The sequence below is a fragment of the Streptomyces sp. NPDC016562 genome, assembly GCF_043076955.1.
GTDB lineage: Bacteria > Actinomycetota > Actinomycetes > Streptomycetales > Streptomycetaceae > Streptomyces.
In genome coordinates this window covers 483,279-502,457 of the sequence record NZ_JBIBRZ010000003.1, presented here as the reverse complement: position 1 = coordinate 502,457, position 19,179 = coordinate 483,279, and the positions used below count along the sequence as shown (strand labels likewise).

20 protein-coding genes are annotated in these 19,179 nt (G+C 73.2%); 13 read left to right on the top strand and 7 right to left on the bottom strand.

Annotation, left to right across the window (positions count from 1 at the left end):
• The first annotated feature begins 203 nt into the window (after positions 1-203).
• From ACF059_RS17390 to ACF059_RS17380, 3 genes are all read left to right on the top strand, one after another.
• Positions 204-941, top strand: a complete 738-nt coding sequence (locus ACF059_RS17390; RefSeq protein WP_392057633.1) for a TetR/AcrR family transcriptional regulator — start codon at positions 204-206, stop codon at positions 939-941.
• 58 nt (positions 942-999) lie between these two features.
• Positions 1,000-2,229 (top strand): alpha/beta hydrolase, encoded by a 1,230-nt coding sequence (locus ACF059_RS17385; RefSeq protein ID WP_392058143.1) that lies wholly within the window; start codon positions 1,000-1,002, stop codon positions 2,227-2,229.
• A gap of 74 nt (positions 2,230-2,303) precedes the next feature.
• The gene (locus ACF059_RS17380) at positions 2,304-3,146 is read left to right on the top strand and encodes a DUF4429 domain-containing protein (protein ID WP_392057630.1); all 843 of its coding nucleotides are present in this window, start codon (positions 2,304-2,306) and stop codon (positions 3,144-3,146) included.
• 42 nt (positions 3,147-3,188) lie between these two features.
• Here ACF059_RS17380 and ACF059_RS17375 read toward each other — a convergent pair whose 3' ends face one another.
• Together ACF059_RS17375 and ACF059_RS17370 are read right to left on the bottom strand one after the other, a co-directional pair.
• Complete coding sequence (locus ACF059_RS17375; protein ID WP_392057627.1) at positions 3,189-4,208, bottom strand: aldo/keto reductase; 1,020 nt, start codon at positions 4,206-4,208, stop codon at positions 3,189-3,191.
• Positions 4,205-4,597 (bottom strand): MerR family transcriptional regulator, encoded by a 393-nt coding sequence (locus tag ACF059_RS17370; RefSeq protein ID WP_366868727.1) that lies wholly within the window; start codon positions 4,595-4,597, stop codon positions 4,205-4,207. Before ACF059_RS17370 ends, ACF059_RS17375 begins: the two co-directional genes overlap by 4 nt.
• 70 nt (positions 4,598-4,667) lie before the next feature.
• Between ACF059_RS17370 and ACF059_RS17365 the strand changes: the two genes are divergently transcribed.
• Positions 4,668-5,486 (top strand): serine hydrolase domain-containing protein, encoded by an 819-nt coding sequence (locus tag ACF059_RS17365; protein ID WP_392058140.1) that lies wholly within the window; start codon positions 4,668-4,670, stop codon positions 5,484-5,486.
• Between the two features lie 21 nt (positions 5,487-5,507).
• Here the strand turns inward: ACF059_RS17365 and ACF059_RS17360 are convergent, their stop codons facing one another.
• Positions 5,508-6,164 carry a pirin family protein gene (locus ACF059_RS17360; RefSeq protein ID WP_361940884.1) on the bottom strand — a complete coding sequence of 219 codons (657 nt, stop codon included), beginning with the start codon at positions 6,162-6,164 and terminating at the stop codon, positions 5,508-5,510.
• A gap of 80 nt (positions 6,165-6,244) precedes the next feature.
• Between ACF059_RS17360 and ACF059_RS17355 the strand changes: the two genes are divergently transcribed.
• The 5 genes from ACF059_RS17355 (at position 6,245) to fabF (ending at position 11,142) form a co-directional block, all read left to right on the top strand.
• The gene (locus ACF059_RS17355; protein ID WP_360899151.1) at positions 6,245-7,462 is read left to right on the top strand and encodes a helix-turn-helix domain-containing protein; all 1,218 of its coding nucleotides are present in this window, start codon (positions 6,245-6,247) and stop codon (positions 7,460-7,462) included.
• 89 nt (positions 7,463-7,551) lie between these two features.
• Complete coding sequence (locus tag ACF059_RS17350; RefSeq protein WP_392057624.1) at positions 7,552-8,469, top strand: ACP S-malonyltransferase; 918 nt, start codon at positions 7,552-7,554, stop codon at positions 8,467-8,469.
• Between the two features lie 19 nt (positions 8,470-8,488).
• The gene (locus ACF059_RS17345; protein ID WP_360899157.1) at positions 8,489-9,493 is read left to right on the top strand and encodes a ketoacyl-ACP synthase III; all 1,005 of its coding nucleotides are present in this window, start codon (positions 8,489-8,491) and stop codon (positions 9,491-9,493) included.
• 56 nt (positions 9,494-9,549) lie between these two features.
• A complete protein-coding gene (locus ACF059_RS17340) occupies positions 9,550-9,798 on the top strand; it encodes an acyl carrier protein (protein ID WP_360899160.1) in 249 nt (82 codons plus the stop codon).
• Positions 9,799-9,876: 78 nt separating this feature from the next.
• Entirely contained in the window at positions 9,877-11,142 is a 1,266-nt protein-coding gene (fabF, locus tag ACF059_RS17335; RefSeq protein ID WP_392057621.1) for a beta-ketoacyl-ACP synthase II, read from the top strand.
• A gap of 60 nt (positions 11,143-11,202) precedes the next feature.
• On the opposite strand, the gene ACF059_RS17330 is transcribed toward fabF, so the two are convergent.
• Positions 11,203-11,697: a DUF3145 domain-containing protein gene (locus ACF059_RS17330; RefSeq protein WP_134075368.1), complete on the bottom strand. Its 495-nt coding sequence runs from the start codon at positions 11,695-11,697 to the stop codon at positions 11,203-11,205.
• 248 nt (positions 11,698-11,945) lie between these two features.
• Between ACF059_RS17330 and ACF059_RS17325 the strand changes: the two genes are divergently transcribed.
• Positions 11,946-12,842: an SGNH/GDSL hydrolase family protein gene (locus ACF059_RS17325; protein ID WP_392057618.1), complete on the top strand. Its 897-nt coding sequence runs from the start codon at positions 11,946-11,948 to the stop codon at positions 12,840-12,842.
• 97 nt (positions 12,843-12,939) lie between these two features.
• On the opposite strand, the gene ACF059_RS17320 is transcribed toward ACF059_RS17325, so the two are convergent.
• Positions 12,940-15,381 carry a glycoside hydrolase family 3 protein gene (locus tag ACF059_RS17320; protein ID WP_392057615.1) on the bottom strand — a complete coding sequence of 814 codons (2,442 nt, stop codon included), beginning with the start codon at positions 15,379-15,381 and terminating at the stop codon, positions 12,940-12,942.
• 184 nt (positions 15,382-15,565) lie between these two features.
• Here ACF059_RS17320 and ACF059_RS17315 point away from each other — a divergent pair, with 184 nt between their 5' ends.
• Positions 15,566-16,144: a TetR/AcrR family transcriptional regulator gene (locus ACF059_RS17315; protein ID WP_392057612.1), complete on the top strand. Its 579-nt coding sequence runs from the start codon at positions 15,566-15,568 to the stop codon at positions 16,142-16,144.
• 23 nt (positions 16,145-16,167) lie between these two features.
• Positions 16,168-16,881 (top strand): carbon-nitrogen hydrolase family protein, encoded by a 714-nt coding sequence (locus tag ACF059_RS17310; protein ID WP_392057609.1) that lies wholly within the window; start codon positions 16,168-16,170, stop codon positions 16,879-16,881.
• Positions 16,882-16,888: 7 nt separating this feature from the next.
• On the opposite strand, the gene ACF059_RS17305 is transcribed toward ACF059_RS17310, so the two are convergent.
• Positions 16,889-17,224 carry a winged helix-turn-helix transcriptional regulator gene (locus ACF059_RS17305; RefSeq protein ID WP_392057607.1) on the bottom strand — a complete coding sequence of 112 codons (336 nt, stop codon included), beginning with the start codon at positions 17,222-17,224 and terminating at the stop codon, positions 16,889-16,891.
• Positions 17,225-17,323: 99 nt separating this feature from the next.
• Between ACF059_RS17305 and ACF059_RS17300 the strand changes: the two genes are divergently transcribed.
• A complete protein-coding gene (locus ACF059_RS17300) occupies positions 17,324-18,214 on the top strand; it encodes an NAD(P)-binding domain-containing protein (protein WP_392057604.1) in 891 nt (296 codons plus the stop codon).
• A 48-nt stretch (positions 18,215-18,262) separates the two neighbouring features.
• Here the strand turns inward: ACF059_RS17300 and ACF059_RS17295 are convergent, their stop codons facing one another.
• Complete coding sequence (locus ACF059_RS17295; protein WP_392057601.1) at positions 18,263-19,114, bottom strand: EI24 domain-containing protein; 852 nt, start codon at positions 19,112-19,114, stop codon at positions 18,263-18,265.
• Positions 19,115-19,179 lie beyond the last annotated feature (65 nt).

Here is a 19,179-nt window from a genome sequence, read left to right as displayed (position 1 = left end):
AGGGCACGGGACCAGCCCCGCACCGGCCCCCGCAGGGGGTGCGTGGGCCAGACGGAGGAGCCCCGAACGTGTCATGCGCGAGGGGCCCCGCGAGCCCTCCGAAGGCGGCCTCCGGTCCCTCGCGCACGGCGCGGCGCCGCGCCCGCCCCGGCGGCCGTCACCGGTACGCTGACCGCCCACTCGGCGTCAGAAGGGAGCCCCCCGTGAGGACCGACGAGCGGTCGGCGCCGCCCGCGCCGGTGGCGGGACTGCGCGAACGCAAGAAACGGCGCACCCGCGGCGCACTGCTGCGCGCGGCGCTGCTCCTCTTCATCTCCCAGGGGTACGACCGCACCACCGTCGACGAGATCACCGACGCCGTGGACGTGTCCCAGCGCACCTTCTTCCGCTACTTCGCCAACAAGGAGGAGGTCGCCTTCGCCGTCCAGGACCTGGTCGAAGCGCACTTCCTCGCCGAACTGCACGCCCGGCCGGCCGCCGAGGGGCCCCTCGAAGCCCTGCGCGGCGCCGCGCTCGCCGCCTGGGACACCGTCGAGGAGGCCATCTCCGAGGCGGTCCCGGTCGAGCTCTACATGCGCAGCTACCGGCTGATCGAGTCCACTCCCGCGCTGCTCGCCGTGCACCTGCGCCGCTGCGCCGACCTGGAGGAGCGGATCTCACGGCTGATCGCGGCCCGCGAGGGCCTGGACGTGGACGCCGATCCCCGGCCGCGGGTGGCGGTCGCCGCGTTCTGCGGGGTGATGCGTCTCACCGGGCGGCTCTGGGGGCAGGGCGAGGACGGCAGCGTGGCCGCGATCCGGCGGATGACGGAGGCCTACCTCGACCGGATCGGCCCCGCGCTGGCCGCGCATTGGCGGCCGAGCGCCGACGCCGGCCGGGCGCGCGGGGGGCCGGCCGGGGGCCCGGCGGTGCGCCTCACACCGTCCCACGATCGGGCGTGAGGCGTGTCACCCGGCGTGCCCGGCACGGAGGGCGTCTCCTAGGCTGGTTCCAGTGAACGTGCCCGGCCTCGCCCACTCCACCGCCCTTCGCGCCGACCCGCGCCCCGCCGCCCTGCGCACCCTGCTCGCGCTGGCGGTGGTCTTCGTGCTGCTGGCGACGACCGGCTGGACGGCCGTGCACCGCCCGGAGGGGGGCACCCCGCTGCGGGCCACCGCCCTCGCCGCCTGGGCCAAGGCCCGGCTGGACGGCCGACCCGTGCCGCCCGCGGACGCCCCCGTACGGACGGTGGCCCGTTTCTTCGCCGCCCTGGACGGCGCCGAGCGTGCCCGGCTCGCGCAGGGCCACCCCCTGGTCGTCGGCAACCTCGACGGGGTGCCCGTCGCGACCCGCTACGAGGCCAACCTGCACGGCCTGGAGCAGGCCGCCCGCGTCGAGGACGCCCGCAGCCGGGACGTGGCGCTGACCCCGGCCGACCGCGCCCTGGCCACCCGCCGTGCGCACCGCTTCGCCTCGCTCGCGGACCCCGGCCGCCAGATCCTGGCCTTCGACCCCACCGGCGGCGGCCGGGTGGCCGAGGTCTTCGGCGACCTCGAACGGGCCCGCCGGGTCTCGGTGATCGTCCCCGGCGTCGACACCGACGCGCTGACCTTCGAGCGCAGCCAGCGCCGCCTGACCTCGCCCGTCGGCATGGCCGAGTCCCTGTACGCGGCCGAGCGCGCGGCCGCGCCGGACAGCCGTACGGCGGTGATCGCGTGGGCCGGGTACACCGCTCCCACCGGGGTCGGCATGGACGCGGCCACCGGCCGCCTGGCCTTCGACGGCGCGGTCCGGCTGAAGTCGCTGGCGGTGGCCCTGCCCGGGGACGCGGAGGTGGCGCTGTTCTGCCACAGCTACGGATCGGTGGTGTGCGGGGTCGCCGCGCGCGAGCTGCCGGACCGGGTGACGGACGTGGTGGTGGCGGGCAGTCCCGGGATGCGCGCTTCGAACGTCGAGGGGCTGCACACCACGGCTCGGGTCTGGGCCACGCGGGACGAGGGCGACTGGATCGCGGACGTGCCCCACCTGGAGGTCGGCGGGGTGGGCCACGGAGCCGACCCGGTGTCCCCGGACTTCGGCGCGCGGCTGCTGTCCTCGGCGCGGGCCAGGAGCCACACCGGCTATTTCGCGCCAGGGACGGACTCGGTGGAGAACTTCGCCAAGATCGGAACCGGCGCCTTCGCTTCCATTGTGTGCGCGACCGGCGACGACGCATGTCGCAGGGAAATCCCCGGGGCAGAGCAGGACTGACGGGCCGGGGGGCGCGAAAAAGGACTCCGCAGCGAGGGGGACGCGCGGGGGCGGCGCCCTTTACGATGTGGCGCATGGGTGACGTACTGGCCGGAAACCATGCCGTCTGGGAGTTCGACTCGGACTCGGTGCTCATCCGCTTCGCACGGGGGTTGAGAACGCCGAGGACGCCGCGGCTCTTTCATGCGCTGGGCGCACGCCGGATTCCCCTGGAAGCGGTGTCCGGAGTGACCGTGACCGCCGGGAAGCGGGACACGGTGGTGCTGCGCGCCCTGCCCCGGCCGGGTGCGGATCCGCTGATGGAGGCCGCCGCCGGGCAGCTCAAGGAGAACTGCGATCCGTACCGGCTGGTGCTGCCGCGCGAGCGCGCGCCGCAGGCCGCGACGTTCGCCGACGCCCTGCGTTCCCGGCTCGGGCCGGACGCCACCGAGCCGGCGACGCGCTTCCTGGTCGGCGTGCCGCAGCCGCCGGTGCAGCTGAAGGCGTACGACGCCCGGGTGGAGTTCGACGGCTCGGCCGTCACCTTCCGCTGGTCGCGTACGGGCGCCACCAGCACCAAATGGAAGGCCTGCGACCAGCGTTACCCGCTCTCCGCCCTCACCGGCGTCGAGTGGCACTCCCCCGAGCGCCCGGGCGGCCACCTGCGGCTGCTGGTGCGGGACGCGGTCGGGGACCCGCGCCCGGACCACGACCTCGCGGCGGCGGTCTTCGGCGTGGGGTACGGGGCGGTGCACGAGTCGCTGCCCTTCGCGGCGGCCGTCCTCGCCGCCGTACGGGCCCGCGCACCGCTCGCCGCGGTCCCCCGGGCCCGCTCCGGCGACGAGCGGCTGCGGCACCTGAGCGAGCTGCACACCGCGGGCCTGCTCACGGACGCCGAGTACACGGCCCTGCACGACCGCTTCACCGCGGAGGCGTAGCCGGTCGCATCTCAAGAGACGACCTAGCGGCCGAGCCGCCGCTCAGACCTCCCGGACCACCGAGGTGAAGGTCATGTCCGGGTAGCGGTCGCCCGCGACCCGGGCGGCGATCGGTTCCAGCAGGGACAGCTGCGCCGGGGTCAGGGTGATCCGGGTGGCCGCGGTGTTCTCGCGCAGGCGCTCCGGCTTGCGGGTGCCCGGGATCGGGACCACCGTCAGGCCGTGCACCTGAGCCCGCTGCTGCACCCAGGCCAGGGCGATCTGCGCCGGGCTCGCCCCCAGCTCCTCGGCGATCTCCCGCACCGGCGCCAGCAGCGCCCCGTTCACCTTCGCGTTCTCGCCGCTGAAGCGCGGCTGGTGGCGCCGGAAGTCGCCCTGCGACAGCTCCGCCGAGGCGTCCGCGAACGCCCCCGTCAAGAAGCCCCGGCCCAGGGGGGAGTAGGGGACGAAGGCCACGCCCAGCTCGGCCGCCGCGCCCACCGCGCTGCGCTCCACGTCCCGGCTGAACAGCGACCACTCCGACTGGAGCGCCGCGATCGGGTGCACGGCGTGCGCCTCGCGCAGCTCCGCGCCGGTGACCTCGCTGAGCCCGAGGTGGCGCACCTTGCCCTCCCGCACCAGCTCCGCCATGGCGCCGACCGACTCGGCGAGCGGCACGGCCGGGTCGCGCCGGTGCATGTAGTACAGGTCGATGACCTCCACGCCGAGCCGGCGCAGGCTGTCCTCGACGGCCCGGCGCATGTAGGCCGGCTCGTTGCGGATGGCCCGGTAGGAGGGGTCGTCGCTGCGCTCTATGCCGAACTTCGTCGCGAGGGTGATCTCGTCCCGGTGCGCGGCCACGAACGGGGCGAGGAACTCCTCGTTGCGGCCCCGCCCGTAGACGTCCGCGGTGTCGAAGAGGGTGACCCCGGCGGCCAGGGCCGCGTCCAGGGTCCGGCGGGCGGCCACCTCGTCGGTGTCCCCGTAGAAGTCGCTCATGCCCATGCAGCCGAGGCCCTGGACGCCGACCAGCGGGCCGCCCTTGCCCAGTTCGGCCTGTTCGAGCCTCGTGGTTTCCGTCATGACTGTGCCTTCCCCGAGTAGATGCCGATCTTGAAGTCCAGAACGGCCAGTGCGTCCGTGAGCTCGGTGATCCGGGCCCGCACGTCGCGTCGCGTCCGCTCCAGCAGCTCGCGGCGCTCCGCGACGGTGTCCCGGCCCTCGCGGCCCTCGCGGACCAGTTCGGCGTAGCGGACCATGTCCGCCACCGACATCCCGGTGGCGCGCAGCTTGCCCACCAGGGCCAGCCAGTCCAGGTCCTTGTCGGTGAAGCGCCGCTGCCCCGAGTGCGAGCGGTCCACGTGCGGCATCAGGCCGATCCGCTCGTACCAGCGCAGGGTGTGCTGGGTCAGACCGGTCCGGGCCTCGACCTCGCTGATCGTGTACCGCGGCTGCGTCAGGCTCTGGCTCATGGCCCCCACGCTAAAACCCTGGAGTGCACTCCAAGCAAGTAGGCTCGGCGCCATGGAGAGCGCTCAGACCCTGGAAAGCCTGCGGATCATCGAGACCTGGCCGGTGGACACGGCCGCGGCGGCCGTCGTACGCGCCGACGGGAGCTTGGCCGGTTCCCACGGGCCCGTCGACCACCGCTTCGCCCTCGCCTCGGTCACCAAGCCGCTCGCCGCGTACGCCGCCCTCGTCGCGTACGAGGAGGGGGCGATCGAGCTGGACGAGCCTGCCGGGCCCGAGGGGTCGACGGTCCGTCACCTGCTCGCGCACACCAGCGGCCTGGCCTTCGACGAGCACCGGGTGAGCGCCCCGCCCGGGCAGCGCCGGCTGTACTCGAACGCCGGTTTCGAGGTGCTCGGCGACCACATCTCCAAGGCCACCGGGATCCCCTTCCCGGAGTACCTGCACCAGGCGCTCTTCGAGCCGCTGGGCATGACCTCGACGACCCTGGAGGGCTCGCCCGCCAAGGACGGCGTGTCCACCGTCCGCGACCTGGCGCGCTTCGCCGCCGAACTGCAGGCGCCGCGGCTGCTGGACGTCCGCACGGTCGCGGAGGCCACCTCGGTCGTCCACCCCGGGCTCAAGGGCGTCCTGCCGGGTTACGGACACCAGTCCCCCAACGACTGGGGGCTCGGCCTGGAGATCCGCGACGGCAAGTCCCCGCACTGGACGGGCACCACCTCCTCGGCCCGCACCTTCGGGCACTTCGGCCAGGCCGGCACCTTCCTGTGGGTGGACCCGGACGCGCGCGCCGCGTGCGTGGCGCTGACGGACCGCGCCTTCGGCCCGTGGGCGGTCGAGGCCTGGACCCCGTTCACGGACGCGGTCCTGGCCGAGCTGCGCTCGCGCTGAGCCCGGCCCGCTCCACAAGTCCTAGCGGGGCAGCTCCCAGATCAGCAGCTCCCCCGGGGATCCGGCGGTGATCTCCAGGTCCCGCTCGTCGGTGATCCGTACCGAGTCCCCAGGGCCCAGCTCCGCCCCGTCCAGGCGCAGGTCCCCGCGCACCACGTGCAGGTAGACCCGTTCCGCCGCCGGTACGGCGACCCGCTCGCCCGCGCCCGGCCGCCGCACGCGCAGGACGGCGCCGGCCCCGGGGATCTCGTAGGGCGCGCCGTCGGCGAGGCCGGTGACCACCTCGTACGAGGGCTCGCCGCCGGCGGTGAGCGGCGCGAGCCACATCTGCACGAAGCGCAGCGGCACCGGGCCCTCGTTGCGCTCCACGTGGCGCGCCCCGGATCCGGCGCTGAGCCGCTGTACGTCCCCGGGCCGGACCAGGCCCTTCTCCCCGGTGCTGTCCTGGTGGGTGAGCTCGCCCTCGATCACCCAGGTGACGATCTCGGTGTGGCTGTGGGGGTGCTCGTCGAAGCCGGCGCCCACGGCGAGCGACTCCTCGTTGCAGGCCAGGACGGGACCGAAGCGCAGATTGTCCGGGTCGTAGAAGGACCCGAAGGAGAAGGCGTGCCGGGTGGTGATCCCGGCGGGCAGGTCCCCGCCCTCGTACCGGTCGGCGGCTCGGCGTACATCAATCATGGGGGCCACCGTAGTCCCGGGCGTGGGCCGGGAACGGGACCGGACTCCGCACAGCGTTCCCGATAAGGCAGTCTTGTCCCGTGCCCCAACCCGAACGTGAGCATTCGCCCGCCACACACGCCGCGCATCCCGCTCCGGCCCATCCGCACGCCGCGACGCTGCGCCGACTGGAGAAGTCCTCCGGCCGGCTCGCAGCCAACGCGATCGCGCGGATGGACGAGACCCTGCCGTGGTACCGGGCGATGCCACCCGAGAACCGGTCCTGGATCGGCCTGGTCGCCCAGGCGGGCATCGCCGCGTTCACGGAGTGGTTCCGGCACCCGGAGACCCCGCAGGCGATCTCCACCGACGTCTTCGGGACGGCCCCGCGCGAGCTGACCCGGGCGATCACCCTGCGCCAGACCGTCGAGATGGTCCGCACGACCATCGAGGTCATGGAGACGGCGATCGAGGAGGTCGCGGCCCCGGGTGACGAGTCGATCCTGCGCGAGGCACTGCTCGTGTACGCCCGCGAGATCGCCTTCGCGACCGCCCAGGTGTACGCGCAGGCCGCCGAGGCGCGCGGCGCCTGGGACGCCCGGCTGGAGTCGCTGGTCGTCAACGCGGTGCTGTCCGGCGAGGCCGACGAGGGCGCGCTGTCCCGCGCGGCGGCGCTGGGCTGGAACTCCCCGGAGCACGTGTGCGTGGTGCTGGGCACCGCGCCGGAGGGGGACAGCGAGCTGACGGTGGAGGCGATCCGGCGCGCCGCCCGCCACCACAAACTCCAGGTCCTCACCGGTGTCCTGGGGGACCGTCTGGTCGTCATCGCGGGCGGCAGCGACAATCCGATGCAGGTGGCCAAGTCCCTGATCGGGCCGTTCGCCGCCGGTCCCGTGGTGGCGGGCCCGGTGGTGTCGGACCTGCTCAACGCCACGAAGTCGGCGCAGGCCGCGGCGGCCGGGCTGAAGGCCTGCACGGCCTGGCAGGATGCTCCACGGCCGGTCCTGGCGGACGATCTCCTGCCGGAACGGGCCATCGCCTCGGATCCCGCAGCCAGGGAACAACTGGTGGAGGAGATCTACAGACCGCTGGAAGAGGCGGGTTCGGCGCTGCTGGAGACCCTGAGCGTCTATCTGGAGCAGGCGAGCAGTCTGGAAGGGGCCGCTCGGATGCTTTTCGTTCACCCCAACACGGTGCGCTACCGGCTGCGACGTGTGACCGACGTCACGGGATGGTCTCCTTCTGATGTCCGCTCGGCCTTCACGCTGCGGATCGCCCTGATCCTGGGGCGTCTGGCCGACGGAGATCCTCAGTCCTAGACTTTTGTCGGACATCAACAATTACCCCGACGGTTCTTCGTCCCTGTCCCCACGGGCGGCAGGGACCATCCACAAGAGAGAGTGTGAGGGTGCTCGTACTCGTCGCTCCCGGCCAAGGCGCTCAGACGCCCGGCTTCCTGACTCCCTGGCTCGAACTGCCCGGTGCCGCTGACCGCGTCGCCGCGTGGTCGGACGCCATCGAGCTGGACCTTGCCCACTACGGCACGACCGCCGACGCCGACCAGATCCGTGACACGGCGGTGGCGCAGCCGCTGCTCGTCGCCGCGGGCCTGCTCTCCGCCTCGGCACTGGGTTCCTCCACGGTCTTCGGGGCCGTCGCGGGCCACAGCGTCGGCGAGATCACCGCCGCCGCCTACGCCGGCGTCCTGTCCGAGGCCGAAGCACTGTCGTTCGTCCGGACCCGCGGTCTGGGCATGGCCGAGGCCGCCGCCGTCACCGAGACCGGCATGGCCGCGGTCCTGGGCGGTGACCGCGACGTGGTCGTCGCCCACCTGGAGAAGCTGGGCCTGACCGCGGCCAACATCAACGGCGCGGGTCAGATCGTGGCCGCCGGCACCATGGAGCAGATCGCCGCCCTGGAAGCCGAGAAGCCCGAAGGTTCCATGAAGGTCGTCGCCCTCAAGGTCGCGGGCGCCTTCCACACGCACCACATGGCCCCGGCGGTCGCCACGCTGGAGAAGGCCGCCGAGGCCCTCTCCCCGGCCGACCCGGCGCTGAAGTACGTCTCGAACAAGGACGGCCTGGTCGTCGCCACGGGTGCCGACGTCGTCGCCCGCCTGGTCGGCCAGGTCGCCAACCCGGTCCGCTGGGACCTGTGCATGGAGACGTTCGCCGAGCTGGGCGTCACGGGGATCATCGAGCTGTGCCCCGGTGGCACCCTGACGGGTCTGGCCAAGCGCGCGCTGAAGGGCGTACCGAGCGTGGCCCTGAAGACCCCGGACGATCTCGACAAGGCCGCGGCGCTCGTCGCCGAACTGACGGCCTGAGAGAAGGAGCCCACACAGCATGTCGAAGATCAAGCCTGCCAAGGGCTCCCCGTACGCCCGCATCCTCGGGGTCGGCGGCTACCGCCCGGTCCGCGTGGTGCCCAACGAGGTCATCCTCGAGACCATCGACTCGTCCGACGAGTGGATCCGCTCCCGCTCCGGCATCGCGACCCGGCACTGGGCCTCGCCCGAGGAGACCGTCGCCGCGATGTCGGTGGAGGCCTCGGGCAAGGCGCTGGCCGACGCCGGTGTCTCCCCGGAGCAGATCGGCGCCGTGATCGTCTCGACGGTCTCGCACTTCAAGCAGACCCCCGCCGTCGCGACCGAGATCGCGCACCGGATCGGCGCGGCCAAGCCCGCCGCCTTCGACATCTCCGCGGGCTGTGCCGGTTTCGGCTACGGTCTGACCCTGGCCAAGGGCATGGTCGTCGAGGGCTCGGCGCAGTACGTGCTCGTCATCGGCGTGGAGCGGCTCTCGGACCTGACCGACCTGGAGGACCGCGCGACGGCCTTCCTGTTCGGTGACGGCGCCGGCGCCGTGGTCGTCGGTCCCTCGGACGAGCCGGCCATCGGCCCCACGGTGTGGGGTTCGGAGGGCGACAAGTCGGACACCATCAAGCAGACCGTGCCGTGGGACGAGTACCTCGGCCGGGATGGTGGCGAGAAGTTCCCGGCCATCACGCAGGAGGGTCAGGCGGTCTTCCGCTGGGCCGTCTTCGAGATGGCCAAGGTGGCCCAGCAGGCGCTCGACGCCGCCGGGATCACCGCGGACGACCTGGACGTCTTCATCCCGCACCAGGCCAACATGCGGATCATCGACTCGATGGTGAAGACTCTCAAGCTGCCGGAGCACGTGACGGTCGCCCGTGACGTGGAGACCACCGGCAACACCTCGGCCGCCTCGATCCCGCTCGCTATGGAGCGGCTCCTGGCGACCGGAGCAGCGAAGAGCGGCGACACCGCGCTCGTCATCGGCTTCGGGGCGGGACTCGTCTACGCCGCGACGGTCGTTACCCTCCCCTAGGGCCGGGATCCACATCCCGGTCTGATGTACCCAGTTATCCACAGAAGGAGCGCCACATGGCCGCCACGCAGGAAGAGATCGTCGCCGGTCTCGCCGAGATCGTCAACGAGATCGCCGGCATCCCCGTCGAGGACGTCGAGATCGACAAGTCCTTCACGGACGACCTGGACGTCGACTCGCTGTCCATGGTCGAGGTCGTCGTCGCCGCCGAAGAGCGCTTCGACGTCAAGATCCCGGACGAGGACGTCAAGAACCTCAAGACGGTCGGCGACGCCGCGAGCTACATCCTGAAGCACCAGGCCTGAGCCTGACGAGCGTTTGTCGCCACCTGGCGGTGGCGCCGTGACAATTCAGCACCCTTGAGACGTGGAGAAAGAATTCCTGTGAGCCCGACCAATCGCACCGTGGTCGTCACCGGTATCGGCGCAACCACTCCGCTGGGTGGCGACAGCGCTTCGACCTGGGAAGGTCTGCTGGCCGGACGTTCCGGCGTTAAGCCCCTGGAGGGCGAGCGCTTCGCCGAACTCCCGGTCCGTATCGCCGCCCAGGTCGCCGTGGAACCGAGCGAGGTCCTGCCCCGCCCGCTGACCCGCAAGCTCGACCGCTCGGCGCAGTTCGCCGTCGTCGCGGCCCGTGAGGCCTGGGCCGACGCCGGCTACACCGGCCCGGCCGACGAGGACGGGGCCGTCGTCCCCGAGCGCCTGGGCACCGTGATCGCCTCCGGTATCGGCGGCGTCACCACCCTGCTCGACCAGTACGACGTACTGAAGGACAAGGGTGTGCGCCGGGTCTCCCCGCACACCGTCCCCATGCTCATGCCCAACGGTCCGGCGGCCAACGTCAGCCTGGAGGTCAACGCCCGCGCGGGCGTGCACACTCCGGTCAGCGCCTGCGCCTCCGGTGCCGAGGCGATCGGCTACGCCGTCGAGATGATCCGTACCGGCCGCGCCGACGTGGTCATCGCGGGCGGCACCGAGGCGGCGATCCACCCGCTGCCGATCGCCGCGTTCGCCAACATGATGGCGATGTCGAAGAACAACGAGAACCCCGAGCAAGCCTCGCGCCCCTACGACAAGGCCCGTGACGGCTTCGTCCTGGGCGAGGGCGCGGGCGTCGTCGTCCTGGAGTCCGCCGAGCACGCCGCCGCGCGCGGCGCCCGGATCTACTGCGAGGTGCTGGGCCAGGGTCTGTCCGCGGACAGCCACCACATCGCGCAGCCGGAGCCGACCGGCCGCGGTGTCGCGGCCGCGGTGCAGAACCTGCTCGACAACACGGGTCTGGACCCGGCCGAGCTGGTCCACGTGAACGCGCACGCCACCTCCACCCCGCAGGGTGACACGGCCGAGCTGAAGGCCCTGCGCAAGGTGCTGGGCGACGACCTCGACCACATCGCGATCTCCGCGACGAAGTCGATGACCGGTCACCTGCTGGGCGGCGCGGGCGGTATCGAGACCGTCGCGACCGTGCTGGCGCTCTACCACCGGCTGGCCCCGCCGACGATCAACTGCGACGAGCTGGACGAGGACATCGACGCGGACATCGTGCGCGACGAGCCGCGCAAGCTGCCGGCCGACGGCCCGATCTCCGCGATCAACAACTCCTTCGGTTTCGGCGGTCACAACGTAACGCTGGCGTTCCGTACGATCTGAGCCCGGCTCACGCAGAAGGCCCACCCGATGACTCGGGTGGGCCTTCTGCGTGGCCGGCGGCTAGACCACCTGGTGCAGCCAGCGGACCGGGGCGCCCTCGCCCGCGTAGCGGAAGGGCTCCAGTTCGTCGTCCCAGGGCTTGCCGAGCAGTTTGGCGATCTCCGCCTCCAGGTCGGTCTCGCCGCCCGCCGACCGGGCGAGGGCGGCGCGCAGCCGGTCCTCGGGGATCAGGATGTCGCCGTGCATGCCGGTGACGGCGTGGAAGATGCCGAGCTCCGGGGTGGAGCTGTAGCGCTCGCCCTCGGCGGTCGGACAGGGCTCCGCGGTCACCTCGAAGCGCAGCAGGTGCCAGCCGCGCAGGGCGGAGGCGAGCTTCGAGGCGGTGCCCGCTTCGGCCTGCCAGGAGAACTCGGCTCTCCAGGTGCCCGGGGAGGCGGGTTGTCTGATCCAGTCGAGGTTCACCCGCACCCCGAGCACGCCCGCAACAGCCCATTCCACGTGCGGGCAGAGCGCGCGCGGTGCGGAATGCACGTACAGAACTCCACGTGTCGTCACCGGGACCTCCAGTGTGGGACGAGGTCGGGAATAAACTCCAGAAAACGGACAGTATGTGACGTGATGTAATGTAACGGAAATTATTTGACATTGCGCTACGGGACCTGCGGCCGAAACGCCACGGGAAAAAGCTACCGTGCGCCAGGGGTCCTGGTGTGACGTACGGTCGCTCAGAAGCCCGTCATCACAGAGCTTTCACTCACCAGGACCCCCCGAAGGAAGGGGGGCGACAAGGAGGCGTCCTTCCGATGCGCACCACCGCTCCGCGCCCCCGCGTGCGCCGGACCCTCGCGGGCGCGGGCACGGCGGTCGCACTGCTGGCCGCGGCGGTCACCGGGTGCGGCCCGGGCGGGTCGGGGACGCCGGACGAACGCGGGGCCCGGGGAGCGCCGCGCTGGAACACCGCGCCCGCCTCGATCGCGGCCGTGGGTGACTCCATCACCCGCGGTTTCGACGCCTGTTCGGTGCTGGCCGACTGCCCGGAGGCCTCCTGGGCCACCGGGAACGACCCCGCGGTCCGCTCCCTCGCCGCGCGGCTGCTGGGGGACTCCGAGGCGCCCGCCCGCAGCTGGAACTACGCGGTGACCGGCTCGCGGATGGCGGACCTGCCGGGGCAGCTGGCGGCGGCCGCCGTGCACAAGCCCGACCTGGTCACGGTCATGGTGGGCTCCAACGACGCCTGCCGGCCCACGGCTTCGTCGATGACCCCGGTCGCGGAGTTCCGGGCCGGATTCGAGAAGGCGCTGGCGGACCTGCGGGCCGCCTCCCCCTCCTCCCAGGTGTACGTCTCCAGCGTCCCGGACCTCCAGCGGCTGTGGGAGCAGGGCAAGGACCTCCCGATGGTCCGGCAGGTCTGGAAGCTGGGCATCTGTCAGTCGATGCTCGCCGACCCGCTGTCGGCGGCCACGGGGGCCACGGCCCGCCGCGAGCAGGTGCGGGCGCGGGTGGTCGAGTACAACGAGGTGCTGCGCGAGGTCTGTGCGAAGGACCCGCTGTGCCGCTACGACGGCGGCGCGGTGTTCCAGTACCCCTTCGCAGCGGAGCAGTTGAGCCGCTGGGACTGGTTCCATCCAGGCAAGGACGGACAGGCGCGGCTGGCGGAACTCGCCCACCGCCAGGTGACGTCCGCCGAACCGCCGCGTTGACGCCGGCGCGTCCGCGAGGTCCGGGGGCGAGTGTCAGGGCTCGCCCCCGGACCGGCTTTCAGGGGTGATTTCCGGCCATTGCGGTGATTACGGTGTGTTACGCGATCTCCAGCGCGGCCGTGAGGCGCGTGTCACCGTGTGAACGGCTCGCGCGGACCTCGTAGGAGCCGGCGATCCGCCGCCAGCCGCGGGCCTCCTCGTCCCAGATCTCGAAGGCCCGCGCCGGCAGGGGGATCTCGGCCTCGACGCTCTCGCCGGGGCCCGCCTCGACGCCCGCGAAGCCGGCCAGCCAGCTCGCCGGGCGCTCCACGCTGTCGGCCACGGGCGCCAGGTAGACCTGGACGACCTCGCGGCCGGGGCGGGAGCCGGTGTTGGTCACGCGGACCCGCACCCCGTCGGGGGTGGCCTCCAGGGCCTCGTACGTCCAGTCGGTGTAGCCGAGACCGTGCCCGAAGGGGAAGGCGGGGACGACGGCGTGCCTCTCGTACGCCCGGTAGCCGATGAAGAGGCCCTCGCGGTACTCCAGCCGCCCCTCGGCCGGCACGACGTCGGTGACCGGCGCGTCGGCGAACCGCGCGGGCCAGGTCGTGGGCAGCCGCCCGCCCGGCTCGGCGTCCCCGAGGAGTACGTCGGCCAGCGCGGCCCCGCCCTCCTGCCCGGGGAACCAGGTCAGGAGCACCGCGGCGACCTCCTCGCGCCAGGGGAGTTCCACCGGGGACCCGGCGTTGACGACGACCACGGTGTTCGGGTTGACGGCGGCCACGGCGCGCACCAGCTCGTCCTGGCGGCCGGGCAGGGTGAGGTCGCGGCGGTCGAAGCCCTCGGACTCCACGCGCTCGGTGGTGGCGACGACCACGACGGCGGTGTCGGCGGCGCGGGCGGCCGCCACGGCCTCGGCGATCAGCTCGTCGGGGTCGCGGCGCGGGCCGAGGTGCAGCAGCGCGAACATGACGGCCTTGAGCGGCAGGGCGGACACGTCAGGGACCTGGTAGGTCAGCGACACCTCCACGGGCTCGCCCGCGGTGAGCGTGATGCGGCCGCGCTCGCTGGGGGCGCCGAAGAAGGCCTCGAAGGGGTCGGCCTCGTCGCCCATCTCCTGGACGCCCTCCCAGAGGGTCCGGCCTCCGACGGCGAGGGTGAAGGCGCCGAGCCCGCGGGTGCCGAAGGCGTGTTCGCCGCTCTCGCGCGGCAGGAAGGTGCCGCGGACCTCGATGCTCGCCAGGGCCCCGTACGTGACGCCCGCGGGCAGGTCGTCCCCGATCCACTGGACCTGGCCGGTCGGCAGGCCGCCCTCGCCGAGGACGGCGCCGGAGGCGTCGCGGCAGACGGCGCGCAGCTCGAAGCCCTGGCCTGCGGGGACGAGTTCGTCGGAGGGGTCGGCGCCGACGGCGAAGGTGAGCGCGCCGGCCGGGAGGGCCGCGGCGAGGCCGTCGAGGGGGGAGACGATCCGTTCGGGGAAGACGGTGGCGGAGCCGCCGCCGAGGACGCGGGCGTCGCGGGCGGCGGCGCCGATGAGGGCGACGGTGCGGCCGTCGCCGGCGTCGAGCGGCAGGGCGCCGCCCTCGTTGCGGATGAGGACGAAGCCGCGGGCGGCGAGCTCGCGCGCCAGCGCCTGGCCGTCGATCGGGGCCGGGGGTGCGTCGACCACGGCGGGGGCGCCCTCCAGGGCGCCGACGCGGGCGGCGAGGCGCAGGACGTTGCGCACGGCCGCGTCGACGGCGGACTCCGGGACCTCGCCGGCGCGGACGGCCTCGGCGAGCGCGGGCCCGTAGACGGTCTGCGGGCCGGGCATGGCCACGTCGAGGCCGCCCAGGATGTCGCCGGTGGTGGAGCGGGCGGCCATCCAGTCGGAGACGTTGAAGCCGTCGAAGCCCCATTCGCCGCGCAGGACCTCGTTCACCAGGTACTGGTGCTCGGTCATGGTCGTGCCGTTGACCTGGTTGTAGGCGGTCATGATGCCCCAGGGGTGGGCGTTGGCGACGATGGCCTCGAACGGCGCCAGGTACACCTCGCGCAGCGGGCGCGGGGCGATGACGCTGTCCGCGGTGAAGCGTTCCGTCTCGGCGTCGTTGCCGACGAAGTGCTTGACGGTGGTGCCGACCCCGCCGTCCTGGACGCCGTTGACGTAGCCGCTGCCGATGGCGCCGGTCAGGTACGGGTCCTCGGAGTAGCACTCGAAGTGCCGGCCGCCCAGCGGGGAGCGGTGCAGGTTGACGGTGGGGGCGAGGAGGACGTGGACGCCCTTGCGGCGGGCCTCCTGGGCCAGGAGCCGGCCGGCCCGGCGGGCGAGGGCGGGGTCCCAGGCGGCGGCGAGCGCCGTCGGGGAGGGCAGGGCGATGGACGGGTCGTCGGCGGTCCAGCGCACGCCGCGGACCCCGATGGGGCCGTCGGACATGACCAGGGACTCCAGCCCGATCCCGGGAACGGCGGGCAGGGACCACATGTCCTGCCCGGCCAGCAGCCGGGCCTTGGTGTCGAGATCCAGCTTGCCCAGCGCCGTCTCGACGGCGTTCTCGCGGGCCTGATCGGCATCGGTCACGGCCGTGCCTCCTCGTGGGGGTGCGGGTGCGGGTGCGGTGGGGATGGCGGTGAGGGTGCGTTGCGGTGGGGCGCCCCCATCGTGGACCCGTTCCCTGGTGAGCGGTAGGGTTCGTCATCTGTTCGTTATATATGGATGGCGTACGGTCCTGCTGGCAGCTGTGAACGGAAGGGGCGCCGGGGCGATGGTCAGGGCGAGGAGTGAGGAACGCCGCGCGGAGATCATCCGCGCGGCCCTGGAGGTGATCGCGGAGCGCGGCTACCGGGGCGCGTCCCTGGGCGCGGTCGCCGAGCGCGTCGGCCTGACCCAGCAGGGGCTGCTGCACTACTTCCCGACCAAGGAGGCCCTGCTGGTCGCGGTGCTGGAGGAGCGCGACCGCTGGGACACGGGCGGCGGCTCGCGCGCCTCGGCGGACACCTGGCGCCTGGACCTGCTGGCCTCCCTGGTGGAGTACAACGCCATGCGCCCGGGCATCGTGCAGACCTTCTCGGCGCTGCTGGGCGAGAGCGTCACCGAGGGACATCCCGCGCGGGAGTTCTTCACCGAGCGCTACGCGCAGGTGCGCGGCGAGATGGCGGCGGTCCTGCGCGCCGAGTTCGGTGAGCGCCTGCCCTCGGGCCTCACGCCGGAACAGGCGGCCCCGCTCCTGACCGCGGTCATGGACGGCCTCCAGTACCAGTGGCTGCTGGCCCCCGAGTCGGTGGACATGCCGGCCGCGTTCCGCTCCTTCCTGACCCTGCTGCGGGGGCCCGCGGAGCTCTGACGGCATGTCCTAGGGTGAGGGGGATGAAGATCGCCGCAGCGCAGCTGACCTGCATACCCGCCGATGTCGAAGCCAACGCCGCGCAGGCCGCCGCCCTCGCCGTGCGGGCCCGCGAACGGGGCGCCGGGCTCGTGGTGTTCCCCGAGCTCGCGCTCACCGGCTACGAGCTGGACGCGCTGGCCGCCGACCCGGGGCTCATGACCCCCGCCGACGACCCCCGGCTGGATCCGCTGCGCTCCGCCGGCGTCGCCACCGCCGTCAACGTCGCCCTGCCGACCGACGACGGGCGGCCCGCCATCGCGACGCTGGTCCACGACGCGGACGGGGCGCACGTGACCACGTACCTCAAGCAGCACCTCTACCGGCACGAGCAGGACGTGTTCCGGCCCGGGGAGCGCGACGGGCGCTTCGAACTCGGCGGGATCCGCTTCTCCCTGGGCATCTGCTATGACAACCACTTCCCCGAGCTGCCCGGCCGGGGCGCGGCGGACGGCTGCCGGGTCCACCTCGCGAGCTCCCTGTACGGGACGGGCGAGGGGGTCCGCGAGCGCGCCGCCGTCCACCCGGGGATCGCCCGACAGCACGGCCTGTACGTGGTCCTCGCCAACCACGTCGGCCCGGCGGGTCCCTGGACGGGCTGCGGGGGCGCGGCCGTGTGGGCGCCCGGCGGCGCCCTGCTCGCCGCGGCGGACGACCGTACGCCCGGGGTGGTGACGGTGGAGGTGGCCGCCGCCTGACCCTCGCTCAGGCGGTGTCGTCCAGGAGGTGCTTGGCCCCCCACGCGCCGAGGGGTTCCAGGGCCGCGTTCAGGTCCTGTCCGAGCGGGGTCAGGGAGTACTCGACGCGCGGCGGGACCTCGTCATGGACCTTGCGGTGGACCGTGCCGTCGGCCTCCAGCTCGCGCAACTGCGCGGCCAGCACCTTCTCGGACACCCCCGGCACCAGCCGGCGCAGCTCGCCGAAACGCCGCGGGCGCTGGTTCAGCTCCCACAGGATCGACACCTTCCATTTGCCGTCGATCACGGACATCGCCGCCGCGATCCCGCAGTGATCCGCGCCGGGCCTGCGTGTCAGCGCCATCGGGCCCACCCCTCCCCACCTGCTCGCTCACTTCGGGGTAACCACCCACTCCGAAGTGCGTACTTGAGTGCCTCACGGCCTGCCACCAGGCTAAACGCCATGACCGACAACACACCGCGAAACCCTCTCACCCTGCTCGGACTGGGCGACATGGGCACGGCCCTCGCCCGCACCTGGCTCGCCGCCGAGCACCCCCTCACCGTCTGGAACCGCACCGCCGCCAAGGCCGAGGCGCTGGCCGCCGAAGGGGCCGTCGTCGCCCCGAGCCCCGCCGCGGCCGTCGCCGCGAACACGCTGGTGGTGGTCTGCCTGCTGGACGACCCCACCGTCGGCTCCGCCCTGGACGGCGTCGACCTGACCGGCAAGGACCTGGTCAACCTCACCACCGGCACCCCGGCCGAGGGACGCGCCCGCGCCGCCTGGGCCGAGGCGCGCGGGGCCCGGTTCGTCGACGGCGGGATCATGGCCACGCCCACGATGATCGGCGTCCCCGAGGCGGGCGGGTACGTCTTCTACAGCGGCTCGCGCGCCCTGTTCGACGCCCACCGCACGGCGCTGGAGGTCCCGGCCGGGGCCCGCTTCGTCGGCGCGGACCCCGGCCACGCCGCGCTGCACGACGTGGCGCTGCTCAGCGCGATGTACGGGCTGTTCGCGGGCATCTCGCACGCCTACGCGCTCATCGAGGGCGAGGACGTCGCCCCGAAGGACCTGGCTCCGCTGCTGTCCGAGTGGCTCGGCGCGATGGGCTTCTTCGTCGGCAACGCCGCCGAGCGGCTGACCTCGCGGGACTTCACCACCGGGGTGGTGTCCAACCTGGCCATGCAGGTCGCGGCCTCCGGCACCCTGCTGCGCACCGCCGAGGAGCAGCGGGTCAGCGCCGAGCTGATCTCGCCGTACCTGGACCTGATGCGCCGCCGGCTGACCGCGGACCCCGCCGCTCACGGCGGCGAGGACACGGCCGGGGCCATCACCCTCCTGCGAGCGCGGTGACGGGACGGTGCGGTGCGGTGCCGGGAGGGTCCGGTGCCGGGAGGGGGCTCAGTAGACCGGCGGGGGTCCGAAGCCGTTGGCGGGCGGGGCGGCCGGCTCCCGGCGCTCCGCCTCGGGTCCGGCCTCGGGTCCGGCCTCGCGCTCCGACCCGGCCTGCGGCGCCGGACCGGGCATGAGGTCCCGCGCCATCAGGGTGGCCCCCGCCACCGCGCCCGGCATCAGGAAGACCGCGACCAGCGGCACCAGGAAGGCCAGCACCAGCGGCACCCCGAAGCCCAGCACCAGCATCCGGCGCGAGCGCAGCAGCGCCAGCCGGGCGTGCAGGTCCACCTTGCGCCGCTGGAGGGCGACGGCCGTCAGCTCCTGGGTCAGGAAGTACCCGGAGACGCAGAAGCCGAGCACGGGTACCACGGTCTGCCCGATCACCGGGATGAAGCCGAGGGCGAAGAGCAGGATCCCGTACAGCAGGACCCGGCCGAGCACCTTCACGCTGTCCCGGGCCGAGACCCACAGCTCCAGCCAGAGCGGCAGCCCGGACCGGGGGACCTCGCCGCCCTCGCTGCGGTCGACCTGCTCGGAGAGGGACTCGTAGAAGGGCTGGCCGATCAGCAGGGTCACGGCGGTGAAGGTGATCACCGCGAGGAAGAGCCCGAGGCAGAAGACCAGCGCGGTCAGGAAGCCGCGCACGAGGCCGAGCCACGGCGAGGACCAGCCGTCGGCGAAGGGGGTGGCCCAGGCGACGAGGTCGTCGGCGCCGTAGCCGAGGCCGATCAGCGCTCCGGCGTAGAGGGCGAAGGAGACGAGCCCGGGCAGCAGCCCGAAGCCCAGCCACCGGCCGTGGCCCATCACCCACCGCTGTCCGGCCAACAGGTACCGCAGGCCACCCGCAAGATCACGCATGAGGGCAGTTTAGGGCGTGTCCTCTGGGTGCTCCCCGGCCCGCTCACGGCGAAGGCCGCACCCCG